Here is a 21638-nt window from a genome sequence, read left to right as displayed (position 1 = left end):
GGAACAAATGAAGAACAAACTATTCGGCGGGCATTTGATATCCGCTTGCCGTCGTGCAGGCGAGCGCCGCTGCCTCCAGATAGGGGCGGTCCCAGCAATGAAGCAAACCGGCAAGAACGCCCGCGTTCATCCGGTCGGCAAAGCCCGATTGCGTGGCGAGCGAGGCCTGCCGTGCGGCCAGCGTTTCGCGGTCTCGGGTGAGGAACGCGACCGTTCCCTGGACATAATCGTTCCAATGCAAACCACCGACTTCGGTCTCTCGGCGGGCAGTGGCGATTATCCGCGCGGCCTCTTCGGTCCGGCCTGCATAGGCCAGCGACCTGCCCAGATGAAAGCGTGCCGTCGTCTGGTATCGCTCGCCGGCTATCGGCGGGCCGAAGGCAAGATAATCGGCATAGGCAATCGCCGCCGCATCGTGGCATCCGGCCGATCCGAGGGCGCTCCATGACGTGCGGCTGTTCTGGCGCTGATCGAACTCGGACCATGAAAGCGAACGATTGGCTATCAGGTCGTCCCTGGTAAGGCGGCATTGATCGGGGGACGTAGTGATCGACGAAGGAGGCGTCTTCGCGGCGCATCCGACGAGAACTGAAAGAGCGGCAAGCGCCAGAAAATGCCTCATTCCATGAGGCGTGGCATCAGTTCGACGAAGTTGCAAGGCTTGTGGCGGCTGTCGAGCTGGGTCGACAATATGCCTTCCCACGCGTCGGTCACGGCACCTGTCGAACCGGGGAGCGCGAAGATATAGGTGCCGCGCGCGACGATGGCGCAGGCGCGCGACTGGATCGTCGAGGTGCCGATCTTCTGATAGCTGAGCCAGCGGAACAGTTCGCCGAAGCCGGGAATATCCTTGCCGTCGAGACGGTGCAACGCTTCGGGTGTGACATCGCGCCCGGTGACGCCCGTCCCGCCGGTGGTGATGACGACATCGACTTCGGGATCGTCGATCCAGTTGTGGAGGCGCGAGACGATCAGGTCGCCCTCGTCGGGAATGATCGCACGCGCAGCGAGGATGTGGCCGGCGGCGGTGAGCAGTTCCTCGAGCTTGTCGCCCGACTTGTCGGTCGCTTCGCTACGGCTGTCCGACACGGTCAGCACGGCGATCCGGACCGGTCGGAACGGCAGGCTTTCGTCAATCGGCATTGGCGAGGCTCGCGGGACCGGCATAGGTCAGCCGCACGCGGTCCTTGCTGTCGGGGAAGCGCGGCCATTTGCCCTGCGCCAGTGCATCGCGGCTCACCGAGGGCTTGCCCTGCTGCGCCTCGTACATCCAGTAGTTGCGCAGTACGATGCCGACATAGCCGCGCGTTTCCCAATAGGGGATCGATTCGATGTACAGCAGCGGATCGCCGCCATCGCGTATCTCGGTCTGCCAGCGCGCGATCGGTGCGGGCCCCGCGTTGTAGGCGGCGATGACCTTGGGCAATTGCCCGCCGGTCGAGCTGTCCTTGCTGAGATATTGCAGATAGCGCTGCCCGAAATCCATGTTGACTGCCGGAACTTTCAGATCCCCGGGAGCCCGGCCATCGCCGCCCCAGCGGGCAAGGTCCGACGCCGTGCCCGGACGCACCTGCATCAGGCCCATCGCGCCTGCGGGGCTGACGGCCTTCTTCTGGAAGCGCGATTCCTGAAGTGTGTGCGCAAAGACGAGCGCGGGATCGACCCGCCAGCCGCCATTCGGTTCCCATTTCGGCTGCGGATAGCGCGTGGCGGCCGCGAGCTTGCGGCCCTGCGGTGTATTGTGCGCGAGCCAGAGCTGCGTTTCGGGCAGGCTGAGCGCCTGCGCCATGCCGATCAGTTGTTCGTGCTGGCGGGGGTCGCCGATGCGCGCCTGATGGCGGAGCAGTTCGTCGGCGTAGCCGTCTTCGCCGATCTCCGAAAAGGCCATGGCGGCGCGGACGTTGGGCAGGTCTTCGAGCGCGCGCCAGGCACTGCGGTCGGCGCGGACATTCTCGCGCTGCGTGCCCGCTTCCACGCCGAGCGTTTCGGCCGCGAGCAGGCCGTAAAAGGTTTCCTCGTTTGCAGCGGCAGCGCGCAGGCGCGGCTGGACGGACGCGGGTTCGCCAACCGCGATCGCGGCGCGGGCGGCCCAATAATAGGCGGCGGCGCGCAACTCGCTGTCGGGCGCCTCGCGGGCGACGCGGTCGAAGGCGTTCAGTGCGGTGCGATAGTCGCGGAGGCGCCACGAGGCGAGGCCTTGCACCCATGCGGCCTGCGTCGGCCAAGCGCCGCGACTTGCAACGCATTCGGTCGACAGGCGAAGCGCGTTGGCGTCGTCATTCTCGATATAATAGGACCAGGCGATCTTCTGACGCCATTCGTCGCGGGCTTCGGGCGTCAGCCTGTCGGCGGCGGCAAGATAGAGCGCTTCGGCGCCTGCCGGGTCGTCATTCTTGATCCGGTCGGGGATCGTGCGAGCCAATCCCGAGGCCGAGGGGTCGCCGACGCTGTCTGCGCCAACCCGGCGCGGCGCGGTTCCCGCCCAGCTGAGGCGTGCCTGCAAGGGAAGGGTGGGCAGATCGGTTGCGCCGCGTTTCGTGGCGAGGCGGCCGAGCTGTTCGGCCTGCGGCAGTTGCGGCGAACGCGACAAAACCGGCATCAGGTCGCCGATTTCCGCCTTCGGGCTGTTCGCGGCTGTCAGCAGTTCGGCACGAAGGAAATCGCCGAGCGGGCCGTTGTCGTCGCCGATCAGCGATTTGGCTTCCGCCCAGCGCTGGCCGCGGATCGCGGTCAGGACCTGCGTGTAAAGCTGCTTCTGTTTCGACGAGAGCGTGTCGGGCACGGTCTGCGGCGCCGACGTGAAGTCGGACGGGCCGGCATCGGCGGCGAAGGCCGGAACCGTTCCCAGAGTCAGCGCGACAACGGCGCACGAAAGGAGAGTCTTTGTCATATTCTGCATCTGTCAACGTCCCCGGTTGAACAGTTTCAGGCTGTCCCAGGCGGCGGCTTTCTGTGCCGGCCGGGCTAGCAGCATCGCGGGATGCGCGACGGCTACGGCGTCCACCTTGCGGCCATCTTGGTTAATATCGAGTAACTTTCCGCGCGCATCGGCAAGCTGGATGTTCGCCGTCATGCGGACGATGTCGCTGCCGATCAGCAGCAGCCGTTCAGGCTTTGCCAGTCGCAGATGATGCCAGAGCAGCCGGTCGAGTTCAGCCGCGTCGCGTTCGTCGATGCGTCCGCCCGGCGGACGTGTGATCGCGAGACTGGCGAGATAGCAATCGCTGCGCGTCGTGCCGATCGCGCGAAGCATCGCGTCGAGGAGCTGGCCGGCGGGGCCGGCGAAAAGTTCGCCGTCGCGCTGGTCGTCCATTTCGGGCCAGGCGGTAAGGAGCATGAGCGGCGCTTCGGGATTGCCAACGGGGAGAACGCGGCGTGCATCCCATTGGCTGCCGGGAACGTCGGGGCTGTTTGCCAGCCAGTTCCGGAACGTGTCCCAATCGGCGGGAAGCTCGATCGGGCCCTTCGCCTCCGCTCCTACGGGCGCTTCCTGCCGTTGCAGCGCTGCGGGAAGCGGAGCGGCTTCTGGCTCGGCAATCGGCGAAATCTTCGGCTTTGCCGCACCGTCGTTCGCTGCAGGCACGTCGAGCCAGCCCGCCGGCACCTCGCCGACGAGCGCATCGACGCCCGCCAGCGACCACCAGTCAGTATAGCTTTCGGCCAGCAACGCGGAATTTCGCCCACCCATGATTTTGTTTCAAACAGACAGTTGACGGACGCGTCAATTGGAAGGCATCGCATTTCGTGACAGAATGAGCGCGGGACACGATGAATGATCCCGCGCGGGGACGGCAGAAAGGTACTTGCGGTGAGCGAACGGGAATCGATGCCCTATGACGTCGTGATCGTCGGGGCGGGGCCTGCGGGGCTTTCGGCGGCGATCCGGCTGAAGCAGCTGGCGAACGAGGCGGGCAGCGAGCTGTCGGTCTGTATCCTCGAAAAGGGGTCGGAAGTCGGCGCACACATCCTGTCGGGTGCGGTTATCGACCCGAAAGGGCTCGACGAATTGCTGCCCGACTGGCGCACGCAGGGCTGCCCGCTCGCCGAAGTGCCGGTCAACGACAACCAGCACTGGGTGCTGACCAAGGCGAAGAAATTCAGCCTGCCGCACATCATCACGCCGCCCTTCATGCACAACAAGGGTACCTATACCGGCAGCCTCGGCAATCTGTGTCGCTGGCTCGCCGAACAGGCCGAAGGGCTGGGGGTCGAGATATTCCCCGGCTTCGCCGCTGCCGAAATCCTGTATAACGATGACGGCTCGGTAAAGGGCGTCGCGACCGGCGACATGGGGATCGCGCGCGACGGCAGCCACAAGCCCGACTATGCGCCCGGTCTCGAACTCCACGCGAAATACACCTTCTTTGCCGAGGGCGTACGCGGGCACCTGACCAAGATGCTGAAGCCGCAATTTGCGCTCGACGCAGACAGCGAGCCGCAGGTTTACGGCATCGGCGTCAAAGAATTGTGGGACATCAAGCCCGAGAACCATGCTGCGGGCCGCGTCATCCATACGCAGGGCTGGCCGCTCGACGAGAATGCCAACGGCGGCGGCTTCCTCTATCATCAGGCGAACGGGCAGGTCGCATTGGGTTTCGTGACCTGGCTCAACTATCGCAATCCGCATATCTCGCCGTTCCAGGAGATGCAGAAGTGGAAGACGCATCCCGAGATCGCGAAGATCCTGAAGGGCGGCAAGCGCGTCTCCTATGGCGCCCGCGCGATCAGCGACGGCGGTCTGCAGTCGGTTCCGAAGCTTGCGTTCCCCGGCGGCGTGCTGATCGGCGATACCGCAGGGTTCCTCAACGTGCCGCGGATCAAGGGCACGCATACCGCAATGAAATCGGGCATGATGGCGGCCGAAGCGGCCTTTGCCGCGGTGGCTGCGGGCCGGACGGGCGACACGCTGGATGCCTATCAGGGGGCGTTCGAAGAGAGCTGGGTGAAGAAGGAACTGAGCGTCGTCCGCAACGTCCTGCCGCTGGTCGAGAAGTTCGGCGATTTCGCCGGCACGATCTTCTCGGGCATGACGATGTGGCTCGAAACGCTGGGCATTCGCGTGCCCTTCACGATGAAGCACCATCCGGACAACACGACGCTGTACCGCGCCGACATGATGCCGAAACCCGATTATCCGAAGCCCGATGGCGTGCTGACCTTCGACCGGCTGTCCTCGGTGTTCCTGTCGAACACCAATCACGAGGAGGACCAGCCGGTCCACCTGCAGCTGAAGGATCCGTCGATCCCGGTCGAATATAATCTGCCGATGTATGACGAGCCGGCGCAGCGTTACTGCCCGGCGGGAGTGTACGAGATCGTCGGGCAGGACGAGGGCAATCCCAGGTTCGTCATCAACGCGCAAAATTGCGTCCACTGCAAGACGTGCGACATCAAGGACCCGACCCAGAATATCAACTGGGTCACCCCCGAAGGCGGCGGAGGCCCCAATTATCCCAATATGTAAGCCCGTTCGCTTTGCCCTGATCATCGGCGCCCTCGCCGCGGCGGGGCCTGTGCAGGCTGCGAGCAGTGACGGCGGGTCGGCGATCCACGCGCTCGCGCGCGCGAAGCTCGCCGAAGAGGCGGGTGATCCGGCCTCGGCGCTCGCGGCGCTGACGATCGTCGCAAGCGAGGCGCCCGAGCTTCCGGGCCTGCGCGCGCGGATGCTTGAACAGGCGATCCAGGCGGGCGACCTGGTCGCGGCGCGCAGTGCCGCATCCCTGCTGTGGAGCGCAGGCGAGCGGCGTTTCGATGCGCAACTCGTGCTCATTGTCGATGCGATGCGCCGGTCGGACTGGAAGGCCGCGCGCGATTATCTGGGCGGCCGACCGGACAAATCGGGCGGCGACGCCATCGCGAGGCTGATCCAGCCTGCCTTTAACAGCTGGATCGACGTCGGCGCGCGTGAACAGACGCCCGAACGACACCTCGTCGCGGCCGCCGGGAGGGCGCGCCCGGAGCCGGCGATCGCGCTTGAGGCGGCGATTGTCCAGGCCGTGGCGAAGCGCCCGGCCGATGCGGTCGTTCTGGCTGCGAACACCGTCTTGACGGACAGGACGAGCCAGCTTGTCGCGCTGCGTCTCGCGGCGACGCTGGAGGCGACGGGACAGGGCGACGCGGCAAAGGCTCTGCGTGGGCGGATCGCCCTTGCGGCGGGCGGACGCGAAGACCCGGTGTTGCTGCTCTCCGGCCAGCCGGTGTCGACGCCGCGGGGCGGGATGGCGCATTGGCTGGGGCTGCTTGCGGACGGGCTCGCGCGGACGCCGAACGGCAGCCCGAAGCTGCCCCTGCTGTTCGCGCGTGCTTCCTATTGGCTTGACGACAAGGACTGGACGGCAAGGTCGGCGCTCGTCGAGGCGCTTGATCGCAACGGGCAACGTGCCGATGCGATCGCGCTGCTCGCCGGACCCAAGCCATTGCCCCCGGCGCTGCAGATGCGGCGTGCGGAGTTTCTGGCCGGGACGGGCGATCTGGCCATGGCGGTCCGGGAAGCGGAAGCGGCCGCAAGCGACGGGCCGCCGGCGCGCAGCCTGCTGGTACGCTTCGCCGATATCGCGCGGCAGGCCGGTGACCGAGCCGCAGCGGCTCGCGCCTACGACGGGATCGAGGCGACGCTGGGCGAAGATGCCGGGGACCGGAACCTGCGCGGAAGCCTGTTGATTGCCCGCGCTGAACTGCTGCTGCAGGGAAATGACTGGGACGCGGCGAAGCAGCTTATGGATCAGGCGCTCGCGATCTCGCCCGCCGATCCGACGATCCTGAATTTTACCGGCTATTCGGCAATCGAACGGCGCAAGGACGTCCCGCAGTCGCTCGCGCGGATCGAGGCTGCTTGGAATGCGGAGCCGCAGAATGCGAGCATTACGGATTCGCTCGGCTGGGCCTATTTTCTGACCGGCCGCACCGATGAGGCCGTCGCGTTGCTCGAAAAGGCGCAGCGTGGCGATCCGACCAATGCGGTCATCGTCGAACATCTGGGCGATGCCTATTGGCAGTCGGGAAGCAAATTCCAGGCGCGCTATACCTGGCGGGCGGCGGCGCTGCTCGCCGAGGCCGATATGGCGACCCGGATCGAGGCGAAATTGCGCGACGGGCTGACGCACGCCACGACGGCCCCCTGATGGCGGGGCTGCACGAAACTGGCTGGGCCAAGATCAATCTCGCGCTCCATATCAGGGCGCGGCGGGTCGATGGCTATCACGAGATCGAGACCTTGTTTGCGTTCGTCGACGGTGGCGACGCGATCGAGGCAAAGGAAGCGACCGCTGACCGGCTGACGATAGACGGCGAGTTTGCCGAAGGACTGGGTTCCGGCGCCGACAATCTGGTGCTGCGCGTGCTGGTGCTGCTCCGCGAACGCTATGGCGCGGCACGGGTGCCGCCGCTGGCGATCCGGCTGACCAAGCGGCTGCCGGTTGCAGCAGGAATCGGCGGTGGATCGGCCGATGCGGCTGCGATGGCGCGGCTGGTGCGCGATGCATTTCTGCCCGAGGTCGGCGATGCAACGCTGGCGCGGCTGGCAGGAGCGCTCGGCGCCGATATTGCCGCCTGCGTCGCCAGCCGGACCTGCCTGGGCGTCGGTGTCGGCGAGCAACTGAGCGAAGTGCCCGAGCTGCGGCTTGGCGGGACACCCGTGCTGCTTGTCAATCCGCGCCAGCCGGTGGCTACCGGGCCGGTCTTTGCCGCTTGGGACGGCGTCGACCGCGGGCCGCTGTTCACTGGGGCCGATTTGCGCGCGCAGCTCTTCGCCTCGCGGAACGATCTGCAAAGGCCTGCCGTTGCGCAATGCCCGGCGATCGTCGACGTGCTGACCGAGCTGGGGGCGCTGAAGCCCTGGCTCGCGCGCATGTCGGGGTCGGGCGCAACCTGTTTCGCGCTGTTCGATGCGCCCGCCGAGCGTGATGCCGCGGCGGCCGTTCTCGCCGAAAGGCACCCGGACTGGTGGCAGATGACCGGGGCATTGCGATGAGCGAGGCGTGGCGGCGGCTTGGCGAACCGCGGGCAGGGGGCGTGCTGCTGATCGGCGATCATGCGTCGGCGCACGTGCCGGATGATATTGACCTCGGGATCGATGCCGCCTTGCTGCGCGAGCATATCGCGATCGACATCGGGGTGGCGGAGGTGGCGGAGCTGCTGGTCGAAAGCGGCGCGGTCGACGCGGCGATCCTCGGCGGCGTGTCGCGGCTCGTCGTCGACTGCAACCGCGACGAAGACGCGCCGGGCGCCGTGTCGGTCGCGAGCGACGGGCATGCGATCCCCGGCAATGCGCTCGACCATGACGGGCGCGAGGCACGGATGGCCCGTTTCTTCCGGCCCTATCATGACCATATCGCCGCGACGATCGCGGCGCACCGTCCGGCGATGATCCTGTCGCTGCACAGTTTCACGCCCTCGCTCGCGAGCGATCCGGAGCAGGCGCGGCCGTGGCATGTGGGGGTGCTCTATAACGAAGACGACCGGCTCGCGGCGCCGGCAATCGCAGCGCTTGCTGGGGAGGGCCTGACCGTAGGCGATCAGCTTCCCTATTCGGGCAAGCTGCTCAATGCGACGATGAACCGGCACGCCGAGGCGAACTTCATTCCCTATGTAGGGATCGAAATGCGACAGGATCTGGTGGGCGATGCGGCGGGGCAGAGGCGCTTTGCTGGACAGCTTTCTCGCATGTGCAACAAACTTGCATTGAATCTGGCAGGATAGGCGTGTAGAGGCGCGTTTCTTCGCCTATTTTTGAAATAAAATTATCAGGAATCCTCCCAATGCCTTCATATCGTTCGCGCACCACCACTCACGGCCGCAACATGGCGGGTGCGCGCGGGCTGTGGCGCGCAACGGGGATGAAGGACAGCGACTTCGGCAAGCCGATCATCGCGGTGGTCAATAGCTTCACCCAGTTCGTGCCGGGGCATGTGCATCTGAAGGATCTCGGCCAGATGGTCGCGCGCGAGATCGAGGCAGCGGGCGGCGTCGCCAAGGAATTCAACACGATCGCGGTCGATGACGGGATTGCGATGGGGCATGACGGCATGCTCTATTCGCTGCCGAGCCGCGACCTGATCGCCGACAGCGTCGAATATATGGTCAACGCGCATTGCGCCGACGCGATGGTGTGCATCTCGAACTGCGACAAGATTACCCCCGGCATGCTGATGGCGGCGCTGCGCATCAACATCCCCGTCGTGTTCGTGTCGGGCGGTCCGATGGAGGCCGGCAAGGTCGTGCTGAAGGGCAAGGAGGTCGCGCTCGATCTGGTCGATGCGATGGTCGCAGCGGCCGACGAGAAATATACTGATGAGGAAGTCACCGCGATCGAGCGCTCGGCGTGCCCGACCTGCGGGTCGTGCTCGGGCATGTTCACCGCCAACTCGATGAACTGCCTGACCGAGGCGCTGGGGCTGTCGCTGCCGGGCAACGGCTCGACGCTCGCGACGCACGCCGACCGCAAGGAGCTGTTCCTGCGTGCGGGACGAATCGTCGTGGAGATGTGCCGTCGCCATTATGAGGAAGACGACGACAGCGTGCTGCCGCGCAATATTGCGACCTTCGAGGCGTTCGAAAATGCGATGAGCCTCGATATCGCGATGGGTGGATCGACGAACACGGTGCTGCATCTGCTCGCGGCGGCCTTCGAGGCGGGGGTCGATTTCACGATGACCGACATCGACCGGCTGTCGCGGCGTGTGCCGTGCCTGTCGAAGGTCGCGCCGGCGAAGAGCGACGTCCATATGGAGGATGTCCATCGCGCGGGCGGGATCATGGCGATCCTTGGCCAGCTTGAGCGCGCGGGCCTGCTCCACGCGCACCTGCCGACGGTGCACAGCGCAACGATGGGCGATGCGCTCAACAAATGGGATGTCTCGCGCACCAACGACCCCGACGTGCAGAAATTCTTCATGGCGGCGCCGGGCGGGGTCCCGACACAGACCGCGTTCAGCCAGGACCGGCGCTGGGATAGCCTTGACCTCGACCGCGAGGCGGGGGTGATCCGTTCGGCCGAGCATGCCTTCAGCAAGGATGGCGGCCTTGCGGTTCTGTCAGGGAATATCGCGCTCGACGGCTGTATCGTGAAGACCGCGGGCGTCGACGAGAGCATCCTGAAATTTTCAGGCCCCGCCAAAGTTTATGAAAGCCAGGACGCGGCGGTCGCGGGTATCCTGACGGGACAGGTGGAAGCGGGCGACGTCGTTGTCATCCGCTACGAGGGACCGAAGGGCGGGCCGGGAATGCAGGAAATGCTCTATCCGACGAGCTATCTGAAATCGAAGGGACTGGGCGCGGCCTGCGCGCTGATCACCGACGGCCGCTTTTCGGGCGGCACGTCCGGGCTGTCGATCGGTCATGTCTCGCCCGAGGCGGCCGAGGGCGGCACGATCGGGCTGGTCGAGAACGGCGACCTGATCAACATCGATATCCCGTCGCGGACGATCACGCTGGCGGTCGCCGATAGTGTCCTCGGCGAGCGGCGCGCGGCGATGGACGCGAAGGGCGAGGCGGCCTGGCAGCCCGAAAAAGCGCGTCCGCGCAAGGTTTCGGTAGCACTTCAGGCCTATGCCGCGATGACGACGAGCGCTGCGCGCGGAGCGGTGCGCGACCTGTCGCAGCTGAAGGGCAAGTGATGAAAAAGACCGGGGCGATCATCGGGGTGATGCTGCTGCTCGCGGGCTGCGGCGGTCCCGATAACAGCAAGCTGGCCGAAGCCGAAGCGCGCGGATCGAAGGACGCGGCCGAAAATGGCCGCATCGAATGCGCGCTCGAAGGCGCGAAACTGTTCGATCGCACCTGTACCGTCGAGGAAATGAACGGCGCCGACGGTACCGTGCTGATCGTCGGCAAGGCGGACGTCGGATACCGCCGCCTGCAAATCACCACTGACGGACGCGGCGTGGTCTCCGCTGATGGCGCCTTACCTGCGAAGGTCACGATCGTCGGCGACGGCGTGATCGAGGTTGCTGTCGGCAAGGACCGCTATCGCCTGCCGGCCAATACGACCGGATCGAAGTAGCGCGACTTTTATCGCGGGCGTGTTAGGCTTTGCTCATGTCCGTTCCCGCCGACGCCCCGATCCTGACCAGCGACGCGATGCGCGCCGCCGAGGCAGCTTGCGCAGCATCGGGAACCTCGCTCGCCGAGTTGATGGACCGCGCCGGCGCGGCGGTAGCGGACATCGCTTGGCGGATGGCGGCGGGCGCCCCGATCCTGATCCTGTGCGGGCCCGGCAACAATGGTGGAGACGGCTATGTAGCGGCGGCGTTGCTCGCCGAGCGCGGCGCGAGCGTTCGCGTGGCCGCGCTCGCGCCGCCGACCACCGATCTTGCGAAAGCCGCACGGGCGAAATGGACGGGTGAGATCGAAGCGATCGACGGGCACCTGCTGCCCGCGCCGGTCGTCGTCGATTCGCTGTTCGGCGTGGGGCTGACGCGGCCGTTGGCGGACGAATTGGCGGCGCGTCTGAGCAGGTTTGCGGACAAGCGCATCATTGCGGTTGATGTGCCGAGCGGCGTCGAAGCCGACGGGAACGAAGACTGGAACCCCCCGCTTGCGGCGGATGTTACGGTGGCGCTTGGTGCGCTCAAACCGGCCCATGTCCTGTTGCCGGCGTCGCAGCATATGGGCCGGGTTATGCTCGCGGCGATCGGGATCGAAGCGGATCGAACGGTACGAACCTTGCCGCGGACGATTTCGGCAACACCCGATGCGCATTCGCACAAGTTCAATCGCGGGATGATGCTCGTGAAGGCCGGCCCGATGGCGGGCGCGGGGGACTTGGCTGCAGCTGCTGGATTGCGGGCGGGCGCTGGCTATGTCGTGCTAAGCGGCGCGGAGAGTAAGTCATTCTCGGCGATCATCGCCGAGGACGCGGTGCGCTACGGCGAGCGACTGGAGGACAAGCGGCTGGGCGTGGTCGTGATCGGGTGTGGCTATCCCGCGAGTGATAGCCTTGGTGCCGATGTGGTCGCAGCGCTCGATGCTGGAAAGCCACTGGTGCTCGACGCCGCGGCGATCGATGCGGCATTGCCAAGGCTGCGAGCGCGGCGCGGCGGGGTATCGGCGATCCTGACCCCGCACGAAGGCGAGTTCGCGCGGGCCTTTCCCGGTCTGGGCGGCAGCAAGATCGAGCGGGCGAAGGCGGCCGCGTCGGATAGCGGTGCGGTCGTGATCTACAAGGGCGCCGACACGGTCATCGCGGCGCCCGATGGCCGCGTTGTGGCTGCGTGGCCGGGGAGTCCATGGCTGGCAACGGCGGGGACGGGCGACGTCCTCGCCGGCGCCTGCGGAGCGATGCTCGCGCGCGGGGGAGATTCCTTCGATGCGGCGGTTGCGGCGGTGGGCTGGCATATTGCGCAGGCGACGCGTATAGGCCCCGGCCTTGTGGCCGACGATCTGATTAGGGACTGACATGGGTGAACCAGCGCTGATCGAGCGCATCGCCGCGCGCGGCGATGGCGTGACTGCCGACGGCCGCCATGTGGCGGGCGCGGTGCCGGGCGATCGCGTCCGCGATGACGGCATCCTGATCCCCGGCCCCAACCGCACCGATCCCGTCTGCCGTCACTTCGGCAAATGCGGTGGCTGCGAGCTCCAGCATGTCGCCGAGCCCGCGCTCGCCGACTTCGTGCGCGACCGCGTCGTCGGGGCGCTGGAGGGCCAGCAGATTTCGGCTGGCGAGGTGCTGCCGGCGCTTCTGTCGCCGCCCGAGAGCCGCCGCCGCGCTACGCTGACCGCGCTTCGCACCGGCAGGCAGGTCGCGCTGGGCTTCAACGCGGCGCAGAGCAACCAGATCGTCGACATGCGAATGTGTCCGCTGCTTCTACCCGAATTGTTTGCGCTCGTCGCGCCGATCCGGACTTTGCTCGAAACGATCGCGCCGCAGCGCCGCCCGGTAAAGGTCAAGCTGCAGATCCTCGATCAGGGCGCCGAAGTGGTCCTCGAAGGCGTAAAGGCCGAAGGGCTCGACGCCGCGATGGCGCTGCAGGATTTCGCCGGCGAACACCGACTGGCGCGGCTCGAGATCGATCAGGGCGATGGGCTGGAAACCGTGTGGCAGCCCGAGCCGCCGTCCGTGCGCTTCGGCGATATTTTCGTCGAGGTGCCGCCCTTTGCGTTTCTTCAGGCGACGGCGACGGGGCAGGCGGCGCTGATCGACGCTGTGCGCAACGCGATCGGCGATGCGCCCGCCGTCGCCGACCTGTTCGCGGGCGTCGGCACCTTTGCGCTATCTGTGCAGGCTGGGCGCAAGGTCTATGCGGCCGAGGGCGCGCGCGATGCGATCGCGGCGCTGACCGGGGCAGCGAACCGCGCGCGGGCGCTGGTCGCGACCGAGCATCGCGATCTGTTCCGGCGGCCGCTGGTTCCGGCTGAGCTCAACCGCTTCGGAGCGGTCATCCTCGACCCGCCGCGTGCGGGAGCCGAGGAGCAGGTGAAGCAGATTGCGGACTCTACGGTGCCGGTAATCGCCTATGTCAGCTGCAATCCCGCAAGCTTCGCCCGCGATGCGAAAATCCTCATCGCGGGCGGCTATCAGCTCGACTGGGTGCAGCCCGTCGGCCAGTTCCGCTGGTCGACCCATGTGGAACTGGCCGCGCGGTTTTCCCGCTAGGGCTCAGTGCAGCACGAAACCCATGAAGGCGTGCAGGCAGAGCGCGATCAGCGCGAGGCTTGCCAGCGCGAAGATGCCGAAGCGCCACATCACGCGATTTACGGTCGCCTGGATCAGGCTGTGCAGGATGCGCAGGCCGACATAGGCCCAGGCAAGCTGGGTATTGAGCCCGCCGCCCATGCCGCCGACCGCGAGCGCCAGCGCGACGGCATAGAAGACCGTCGGCTGCTCCATCAGATGGTTATAGTTATGCGCCTTCCACTGAACTTCGGCGGGCAGCACCTCGTCGAGGCCGCGGCCCGTCGTGCCGATGAGGTTCTTGGCGTCGATCTTCGCGCGCTGCATCGCAGGAATCCGCGTCGCGTACATCCAGATCCACATGATCATCGACCAGAGCGCGAGCGTCGCAACCGGCCCCAATATGGCGTTAGTTTCCATTATTCTCTCCCCCTCAATCCCCAAGAGTTGCGATCACCGCGAGCACCGACAGCGCGAGCAGGCACAGCGTCGACAGCAGGAAGATGACGAAGCGCACCGGAATGCGGTTCACCGTCGCCTGCCAGACGCTGTGGACGATACGCAGCACGACATAAGCCCAGGCGAGGCCACGCGTGTATTCGGTGTTGCCGCCCGACAGATGCAGGAAGACGATAACCGCATAAAAGAGCGTCGGCTGCTCGAGCAGATGCGTGTAATTGTGAGATTTCCAGTTGGTCTCACGCGGCAATATGCCTTCGAGGTCGGCCCCTCGTCCGCCGGGAGGCGCCTTCGACAGATCGATGCCGGCTTTCTTCAGCGCCGGGAATCGCGTTGCGGCGACCCAGCCGAACATGATGAGCGTCCAGAGCGCGAGGACCGCGCCGGGCGCTAGCAAGCTTGTTGACATATTTGCTCCCCCTTATGCTTTGTGACGATGCTAGGCCGCGAACGCCAATATGCAACGTCAGAAGTTCAACCCTTGCCCGCGGCGAGTTCGGCGCGGATCGCATCGCCGTCACCCCCGACCGCCGGTGCGAAGCCAAGGTCGCGCGGGACGCCAGCGCCATATTTCACCGGCGGCTGCATCTCATGGAAGCCGCCGACTTGCGGGTGTTGGCGCCGCCGGAAAAATCCGGTCGCGACAAAATGGGGATCGTCCTTGATGTCCTGAAGGTCGCGAACCGACATTGCGGGAATGTCGTTCTCGGCGAAGAGCGTGAGCCATTCGCCGGTGGTCTTCGCCGGCGTCTTGCGGGCGATCTCGGAATAGACGAGGTGCATGTGCTTACCCTCTGCTTTTGCGGCCTCGAACGCCGGGTCCGTCAGCAGGGTCTCGCTGCCGAGAAGCGCCATCAGCCGCCCGGTGGATTCGACGGTATAGGGGACGATCGCGATATAGCCGTCGATGGTGGGAAAGGGCTGGCGCGTCGGATCGAGCTGGCGCGGATAGCCCGCCGGGCCGATCGCGGGATCGAGCGTCGCGTCGCGCAGATGCTCGGTCAGCATGAAGGCGGCGAAACATTCGAACATCGGAACTTCGACCTCCTGTCCGTCGCCGGTGCGCAGCTTGTGGACCAGCGCGGCAAGGATGGCCTGCGCGCCGAACTGGCCCGCGATCTTGTCGGCGATGAGCGACGGGAGATAGCGTGGCCGCGGATCGCCGTCGACGCGCGGCAGCAGGCTGGTCGTCCCCGTCGCCGCCTGGATGACGTCGTCATAGGCCTGCAGGTCGGCATAGGGGCCGTCCTGCCCGAAACCCGTGCCGTGAACATAGATGATGTCGGGCCTGATCGCCTTGCAGGCTTCGTAATCGAAACCGAGGCGCGCGATCGCCTTGCCCCGGATATTGTGAAAGAAGACATCGGCAGTCGCGATCAGATCACGCAGTACGGCGGCGTCATCGGGATTCTTGAGATCGAGGGCGATCGAGCGCTTGCCGCGGTTCACGGTCAGGTGGATCGATCCCATCGTGGGGTCCGGGATTCCGCTGCCCAGATAGCGCGACACGTCGCCGATTCCGGGGGTTTCGACCTTGATCACCTCGGCGCCCAGGTCGGCGAGCATCTGCGTTGCATAGGGGCCGAAGATGACCGTGGTCAGGTCGACGATGCGAATGCCGTCGAGCATCGTCATGCGTTGCAGGCCCGCGTGGGTTCAGAGGCCATATTCACTTTTCTCCTCTCCTTGTTGGCGAAGAGGATAGAAGGATTGCGAAGTGAAACGGAAGCGCAAAAAGCGCCCGCGCATCCTAGCGATAATGGTTGCGGTAAATTTGCCCCAGCGCCTGCCGCGTGACGGGGTTGCCTGCGGCCAGCCGGAAGAGGTCGTCATCGGGCGTTGCCGGACGTCGATAGGTCAACCTCGTTCCGTCGGCGCGGCTCAGCCGGCAGAGATTGGCCTTGCCGCAAGTCATCCGCTCCTGCCCGCGCGAAACCGCGATCGCGGCGCTCGTCCATCGCCGCCATTCGTTCGTCGACGTCGAATAGGCGACCCGGTCGGATGGCACCGGCCGCAACAGGCTGTAGCCGGCATAGGACACCCCGTCTTCCAGCTTGCCGCCAAGCATGTCGGCGACGGTCGGTGCGATGTCGAGATTGGCGACAAGCTTGCCGGAGTTGGCCTTCAGGGTCTCGACGTCGGTTCCGGGCATGTTCGACGATGCCTTGATGAGGAAGATCGGGGAAAGAATGCCCTCGTCGAACGTATCCATCCGCATCCGCGGCATCCGCAGCGTCGACGTATAATCGAACTCGCCATGATCGCCGGCGATGATGATCAGCGCGTCGTCGAGCCGGCCCGATTTTCGCAGGGCGTCGAAGAGGAGCCTGAAGCCGCTCGCCGCGATGTAGCTCGCCCGGGCGCGTTTTTCTTTGATGTTCGTCGGCACGTCGAAGCTGCTTTCGGCCTGGAACGGCCAGTGCAGCGATTGCGGATAGAGGGTCAGGAACAGCTTGCCGTCGGCCTTTGCGACGCGATCCGCCGCGCTCTGATAGACGAAATGGTCATCGACGGCGAGGTCGTTGATGAAGGGCAGGCCTGAATCTTCCGCCGTCACGACCTCGTCCATGTGCGACCCGGCGAAGAAGGTCTCGAAGGCGCCCCATCGCATCGTCGATGAGGTGATGAAGCTTGTCCGGTAACCGCGCGCGGCGGCATATTGCGATACGAAGGGGAGCGCGTGGAGCTTTGCGGCGGGCTCGTGCGCGCCGCTGCCGGTGAGCAGCGTCGGCACGCTGATATCGGTCGCATTGCTGTTGGTGACGGCATTTGGGAAGTCGACCCATCCGCCGGCGCCGCTGCCCGCCACGATATCCTCGCTCAGCAGGCCCTTGCCCGTGGCCGAAGGCGTCGAGGCGCCTGTCGATTCCATGATGACGAAGATGATCGTTTTCGGCTCTGTGCGGGCGTGCGCGGTCAGGCTGAAGTTTTCGGGGCGATCGGCCCCCTCCAGCTTGGCCAGCGATCCCGGGGGGGCGTCCATCAGCGCGATGATCCGCGGATCGGGCGGAGCCGACGCGGCAGTCGACAACCAGCTAGCAAACCACAGGAGCGGGAGCAGGGCAACGACGGTCAACCGCGCCCGGCCGCCGTTGCGCAGCAATCTGGATGCGCCGAGGCTCAGGAAAACCGTTGCGCCCGCGAGCAGCCATATGCGGGGCGGCACATAGGACATCGCATATCCGACGAGCGCTTCCTTGGTCGCACTACGCGCGGTGACGGGCAGATAGGGATAGAGCTTGAAGAACGGCGCGTCGAAGAAGCGCAGCGTGGTGAGATCCGCTGCCAGCAACGTCGCCACAAGCAGACCGGCGAGGATCGACAGGATGGATGCGACGCGCTTGCCGGCGAAGATCGGCGGCAGAAGGAGAAGGATATAGCTGTAGCCGAGGATGTAGGGATAATAGCGGCGTACCGGCCCCTGTTCGCCCGGGCTCGCTTCGGCGACCAGCGACCATGAAAGGGCGACGAGCGTAACGATCAGGATCGCTATCGCGATATCGCGCAGACCGTCCCGTTCGACAGGTTTTGAAATCCGCACAATCGCCCTCGCCAAGCCGAACGATGCCAATGCCCGATTTGCGATAAAATATGATTAACCATGCTCTTCCGCGGCCAGCAAAAAAGGGTCGGCGCATCGCTGCGCCGACCCTTCTCGATTCTTTCGGGCCCGCTCAGAAGAGCTTGGTCACCGTCGCGCTGCGGCGCTCGGGCTCGGCCGCGCCGGTGTAGAGGCTCGCCATCGGTTCGTCGCTGACGACGTGGATTTCCTCCGCGCCGAATCCGTTGAACTTCGTCCGCATCGCACAGCCATAGGCGCCGAGCAGGCCGATCTCGATGAAATCGCCCGCCTTGACGTCCGCCGGCAGGAAAAAGGGGCCGGTCATATGGTCGAGGTCGTCGCACGTCGGGCCATAGAAGCTGTACGGCACCAGTTCGGCTTCGCTTTCGGGCTCGCGCAGCAGCGCGACAGGGAAGCGCCAGCCGACATGCGCGGCGTCGAACAGCGCGCCATAGGCACCGTCGTTGATGTAGAGCTCGTCGCCACGGCGCTTTTCGACGCGGACGATCAGCGAGCTGTACTCCGCCGACAGCGCGCGGCCCGGCTCACACCAGAGCTCGGCCGAATAGCTGATCGGCAGACTTTCGAAGCTGCGGTGGATCGTTTCGAAATAGGCGCCAAGCGGCGGAGGTTCCATGCCGGGATAGGTCGAGGGGAAGCCACCGCCGACGTCGATGATGTCGACCGTCACCGCCGCACCGACGATCGCGGCGCGGACGCGCTCCATCGCTTGCGCATAGGCATGCGGCGTCATCGCCTGGCTGCCGACGTGGAAACAGATGCCGAGCGCATCGGCCGCCTGACGGGTCGCCATCAGCAGCTCGCCGACTTCCTCGGGCTCGGCGCCGAACTTGGCGGCGAGGCTGAGCTTCGAATGGTCCGACGAGACGCGCAGGCGCACGAGCAGGTTCAGGTCCGCCGCGCCTTCGGTTGCGCGGACGATCTTCTCGAGTTCTTCCATCGTGTCGAGCGAGAAGGTGCGTACGCCATGCTTCCAATAAGCCTCGGAAATCGCTTCCTCGGCCTTCACCGGATGCATGAAGCAGAGCGTCGCGTTCGGCAGGGTGCGCGCGACAAGGCGCACCTCGGCGATCGAGGCGACGTCATAGTGCGTCACACCCGAATCCCACAGCACGCGCAGCAGATCGGGCGACGGATTCGCCTTGACCGCATACATGGTCGTGCCGGGAAATCGCTCGATGAAGAAACGCGCTGCGCGCGCCGCGGCGTGCGGACGGACAAGCGTAACAGGTTCGACCGGCGAAAGTGCCTGAATCAGCCCGTGGGCGCTATGATGCTGGTGCAACTCAAGGGACCCCCAAAAATAACGTTCAACACAAAGGCTGCCTTGCGGTTATTGGAAGTCCCCCTGGGGCAGCGGAGGGCGATATATGCAGGGGGGTCCCCCCTGTAAAGACCCTATCGCGCAATTTTGTAATAGCGCGGTAACACTCGCGCCGAACCGGGGCAGAGCTGCGTTTACCGGCGCAAAACCGAGACAAGATCATGCGGCGTCGTTAGACAGGGCCGCCCACGAAAGGATAGAATCGCCATGACCTCCCGCGCCGACGTCAATTATGATTTCACCGACGCCGAGCTCGAGGAACTGAAGGCATTCGGGACGGTTGAGTCGCACAAGGCCGGCGACCTGCTGGTCGAGGAAGGCGCGATGGCGCCCGACTGCATTGTCACCCTGTCGGGGCATACCGATATCTTCGCATCGACCGACGAGGGCCGGAAGCGGGTCGGTTGGATGGAGCATGGGCAGTTTGCCGGCGACCTGTCGGTCTTGACCGGACAGCGGCACTTGTCGCGCGTCGAAATGGGCGCCGATGGCGAGATCATCCGTATTGCACACGCCGACTTCCAGCGGCTGATCGCCGGCAATTCGCATTTCTCCGACATCTTTATCCGTGTGCTGTCAGCAAGGCGCGAGTTCAGCAAGCACCGCGGATTCGCAGTGACGATCATCATCGGCGATGCGATGGACCGCACCGTCTATGCGCTGCGTGACCTATTAATGAAGCATGGCGTCGCGCACCGCTGGTTCGATCCGGCCGACGGGCCCGTCGCGGCGCATCTGCTCGCCGAGCGCGGGCTGACCGAAGAGCAATTGCCCGTCGCGATCCTAGGCTCGGCGGAAGTGCTGATCCAGCCGACGCCCGAGCAACTCGCGCAGGGACTGGGGCTCGACCTGTTGCCCGACGGATCGACCGCCGACGTCATCGTCGTCGGCAGCGGTCCCGGCGGACTTGCGGCCGCTGTCTATGCGGCGTCGGAGGGGTTGACCGTGATCGCTATCGACTCGCTGGCGCCGGGCGGACAGGCAGGCACCTCGTCGAAGATCGAGAATTACCTCGGTTTCCCGACGGGTATTTCGGGCAACGAGCTTGCGCGCCGGGCAACCGTGCAAGCGCAGAAGTTCGGTGCGCGGCTGGTGTCGCCCGTGCGCGCGGCATCGATCGGACGCGATGGCGATGCCTATTGCCTGCATCTTGCCGACGGACGCAAGCTGCGCAGCCGTGCGGTGGTGGTGTCCAGCGGCGCGCAATATCAGCGGCTGCCGATCGAAGGGATCGAGAATTACGAAGGGCGCGGTATCTATTACGGGGCAACCCCGATGGAAGCGCAGCTCTGCAGCAATGCCGAGGTGACGGTGGTCGGATCGGGCAATTCGGCAGGGCAGGGTGCGATCTATCTCGCGGGCGTTGCGAAGAAGGTCTATGTTATCTTTCGCCGCAAAAGCCTGCGCGAGACGATGTCCGAATATCTGGTCAAGCGGCTCGAAGAGCATCCGAATATCGAGATCATCGGATCGACCGATGTTGTCGCGCTGCGTGGCGAGGGGCAGCTCGACGGGCTGACCTATCGCTGCCGCGAGACCGGTGCCGAGGATCTTTGCGACTGCAAATTCCTGTTCCTCTTCCTCGGCGCGAGCCCGAACACGACATGGCTGCCGAAAGAAATGGTGTGCGACGAGAAAGGCTTCGTGAAGACGGGCGCCGATATCGCGCCGCTCGAACTGGTCCGCGCAGGCTGGTCGCTTGATCGCATGCCGAGCCGCTTCGAGACGAGCTGGCCGCGCATCTATGCCGTGGGGGATGTGCGCAAGGGCTCGGTGAAGCGGGTCGCATCGTCGGTCGGCGAGGGATCTGTCGTGGTCAGCGACATTCATCAGGCGCTGGCGGAAATTACCCCGGCCGCAGATTGACCTCGCCGCCATTCGGGCGATAAGCTCCTGTCATTGAAACGAAAAGGGAGCTGAAATGAGCCTCGCAGCTTTGGCGATGATGATGATGGCGGCCAGCGAACCGCAGCCGGCGAAGACCGATATCCAGACGGACTTCTCGACCGTCATCTGCCCCGACGAGGCGGCCGCACGCACAATGCTGGACAGCTATTACGGCGTCCAGCCGGCGCCGCGGAACCACACGATCGACACCAGCCTGTTTTTCAGGGGACTGGAAGCAACGGGATGCACGCAAAGCAGTCCCGACGCGGCATCGGTCATCACGATCGATCAGGTTGTCGCGCGACGGACGCTGCAGCTTGCCGGCGGGAACGAGACCCATCTGGTCTATCGCGGTACCAATGCGAAGGGGGTCGCGCTGGTCGGAATCGTCGACGAGACCGGCAACGACAGCCACCCGCGCAACGATTTCGAACGCTGGCTTTCCGAATTCATCCCCGGCGGCGTACTCGACTATGATCCGACGGTGATGGAAACGGTCTATCTGTGTCCGACGGTCGACGGGGCGCGTGCCGCCGTCCGGGCGATTCCGGCAAAGGGCAACGACACGGTGCGAAATGCCGCCTTCGCGCGGGCCCGCATCGCGAACGGCTGCAAACAGGCGGAGGCAGGTCGCTACAGGATCACCGCGCGCCACGAGAATCGCGACATCGCCTGCGGATATGAGTGCGAAGACGTCTGGAACGCACTCGCCGCGACCGATCAGCGCGGCCGTCCTGTCGCGCTGATCTTCGACGGATCGCATTTCTGAACGG

The 21638-nt window shown here is 65.3% G+C and carries 19 protein-coding genes; 10 read left to right on the top strand and 9 right to left on the bottom strand.

Translation table 11 applies throughout. The features are described 5' to 3' along the window. Nucleotides 1–19: 19 nt before the first annotated feature. From L7H23_RS02675 to L7H23_RS02660, 4 genes are read right to left on the bottom strand one after another with little or no spacing between them, the layout of a single operon-like run. Nucleotides 20–622: a hypothetical protein gene (locus tag L7H23_RS02675; RefSeq protein ID WP_237837820.1), complete on the bottom strand. Its 603-nt coding sequence runs from the start codon at nt 620–622 to the stop codon at nt 20–22. Then, entirely contained in the window at nt 619–1143 is a 525-nt protein-coding gene (gene moaB / locus L7H23_RS02670) for a molybdenum cofactor biosynthesis protein B (RefSeq protein ID WP_237837819.1), read from the bottom strand. Before moaB ends, L7H23_RS02675 begins: the two co-directional genes overlap by 4 nt. After that, on the bottom strand, nt 1133–2890 hold the full coding sequence (locus tag L7H23_RS02665; RefSeq protein ID WP_237837818.1) for a lytic transglycosylase domain-containing protein: 1758 nt from the start codon (nt 2888–2890) through the stop codon (nt 1133–1135). Before L7H23_RS02665 ends, moaB begins: the two co-directional genes overlap by 11 nt. A gap of 12 nt (nt 2891–2902) precedes the next feature. Next, on the bottom strand, nt 2903–3688 hold the full coding sequence (locus L7H23_RS02660) for a uracil-DNA glycosylase family protein (RefSeq protein ID WP_237837817.1): 786 nt from the start codon (nt 3686–3688) through the stop codon (nt 2903–2905). A gap of 120 nt (nt 3689–3808) precedes the next feature. On the opposite strand from L7H23_RS02660, the gene L7H23_RS02655 reads away from it, so the two are divergent. From L7H23_RS02655 to L7H23_RS02620, 8 genes are read left to right on the top strand one after another with little or no spacing between them, the layout of a single operon-like run. Further along, nucleotides 3809–5464 (top strand): electron transfer flavoprotein-ubiquinone oxidoreductase, encoded by a 1656-nt coding sequence (locus tag L7H23_RS02655; protein WP_237837816.1) that lies wholly within the window; start codon nt 3809–3811, stop codon nt 5462–5464. Nucleotides 5465–5513: 49 nt separating this feature from the next. Continuing rightward, entirely contained in the window at nt 5514–7121 is a 1608-nt protein-coding gene (locus L7H23_RS02650; RefSeq protein WP_237837815.1) for a hypothetical protein, read from the top strand. Beyond that, entirely contained in the window at nt 7121–7969 is an 849-nt protein-coding gene (locus tag L7H23_RS02645) for a 4-(cytidine 5'-diphospho)-2-C-methyl-D-erythritol kinase (protein WP_237837814.1), read from the top strand. The genes L7H23_RS02650 and L7H23_RS02645 overlap by 1 nt, the downstream gene beginning before the upstream one ends. Further along, nucleotides 7966–8697 carry an N-formylglutamate amidohydrolase gene (locus tag L7H23_RS02640; RefSeq protein WP_237839314.1) on the top strand — a complete coding sequence of 244 codons (732 nt, stop codon included), beginning with the start codon at nt 7966–7968 and terminating at the stop codon, nt 8695–8697. Before L7H23_RS02645 ends, L7H23_RS02640 begins: the two co-directional genes overlap by 4 nt. Before the next feature lie 59 nt (nt 8698–8756). After that, complete coding sequence (gene ilvD, locus L7H23_RS02635) at nt 8757–10613, top strand: dihydroxy-acid dehydratase (RefSeq protein ID WP_237837813.1); 1857 nt, start codon at nt 8757–8759, stop codon at nt 10611–10613. Beyond that, complete coding sequence (locus tag L7H23_RS02630; protein ID WP_237837812.1) at nt 10613–10999, top strand: hypothetical protein; 387 nt, start codon at nt 10613–10615, stop codon at nt 10997–10999. Before ilvD ends, L7H23_RS02630 begins: the two co-directional genes overlap by 1 nt. A 35-nt stretch (nt 11000–11034) precedes the next feature. Continuing rightward, a complete protein-coding gene (locus L7H23_RS02625; RefSeq protein WP_237837811.1) occupies nt 11035–12393 on the top strand; it encodes an NAD(P)H-hydrate epimerase in 1359 nt (452 codons plus the stop codon). 1 nt (nt 12394) lies between these two features. Continuing rightward, nucleotides 12395–13594, top strand: coding sequence for a class I SAM-dependent RNA methyltransferase (locus L7H23_RS02620; protein ID WP_237837810.1), 1200 nt, complete (start codon nt 12395–12397; stop codon nt 13592–13594). A gap of 3 nt (nt 13595–13597) precedes the next feature. Here the strand turns inward: L7H23_RS02620 and L7H23_RS02615 are convergent, their stop codons facing one another. The 5 genes from L7H23_RS02615 to L7H23_RS02595 form a co-directional block, all read right to left on the bottom strand. Then, nucleotides 13598–14032, bottom strand: coding sequence for an MAPEG family protein (locus tag L7H23_RS02615; RefSeq protein ID WP_237837809.1), 435 nt, complete (start codon nt 14030–14032; stop codon nt 13598–13600). Nucleotides 14033–14045: 13 nt separating this feature from the next. Next, the gene (locus tag L7H23_RS02610) at nt 14046–14480 is read right to left on the bottom strand and encodes an MAPEG family protein (protein WP_237837808.1); all 435 of its coding nucleotides are present in this window, start codon (nt 14478–14480) and stop codon (nt 14046–14048) included. 65 nt (nt 14481–14545) lie between these two features. Next, a complete protein-coding gene (locus L7H23_RS02605) occupies nt 14546–15706 on the bottom strand; it encodes a CoA transferase (RefSeq protein WP_237837807.1) in 1161 nt (386 codons plus the stop codon). 115 nt (nt 15707–15821) lie between these two features. Next, nucleotides 15822–17627, bottom strand: a complete 1806-nt coding sequence (locus tag L7H23_RS02600; RefSeq protein WP_237837806.1) for a sulfatase-like hydrolase/transferase — start codon at nt 17625–17627, stop codon at nt 15822–15824. 118 nt (nt 17628–17745) lie between these two features. Further along, complete coding sequence (locus tag L7H23_RS02595; protein ID WP_237837805.1) at nt 17746–18939, bottom strand: type III PLP-dependent enzyme; 1194 nt, start codon at nt 18937–18939, stop codon at nt 17746–17748. A gap of 246 nt (nt 18940–19185) precedes the next feature. Between L7H23_RS02595 and L7H23_RS02590 the strand changes: the two genes are divergently transcribed. Together L7H23_RS02590 and L7H23_RS02585 are read left to right on the top strand one after the other, a co-directional pair. After that, nucleotides 19186–20844, top strand: a complete 1659-nt coding sequence (locus L7H23_RS02590) for an FAD-dependent oxidoreductase (protein ID WP_237837804.1) — start codon at nt 19186–19188, stop codon at nt 20842–20844. 55 nt (nt 20845–20899) lie between these two features. Next, nucleotides 20900–21634, top strand: a complete 735-nt coding sequence (locus L7H23_RS02585; protein ID WP_237837803.1) for a hypothetical protein — start codon at nt 20900–20902, stop codon at nt 21632–21634. Nucleotides 21635–21638 lie beyond the last annotated feature (4 nt).

Source organism: Sphingopyxis sp. BSN-002 (genome assembly GCF_022024275.1).
Lineage (GTDB): Bacteria > Pseudomonadota > Alphaproteobacteria > Sphingomonadales > Sphingomonadaceae > Sphingopyxis.
This window is presented reverse-complemented; position numbering and strand designations above follow the sequence as displayed.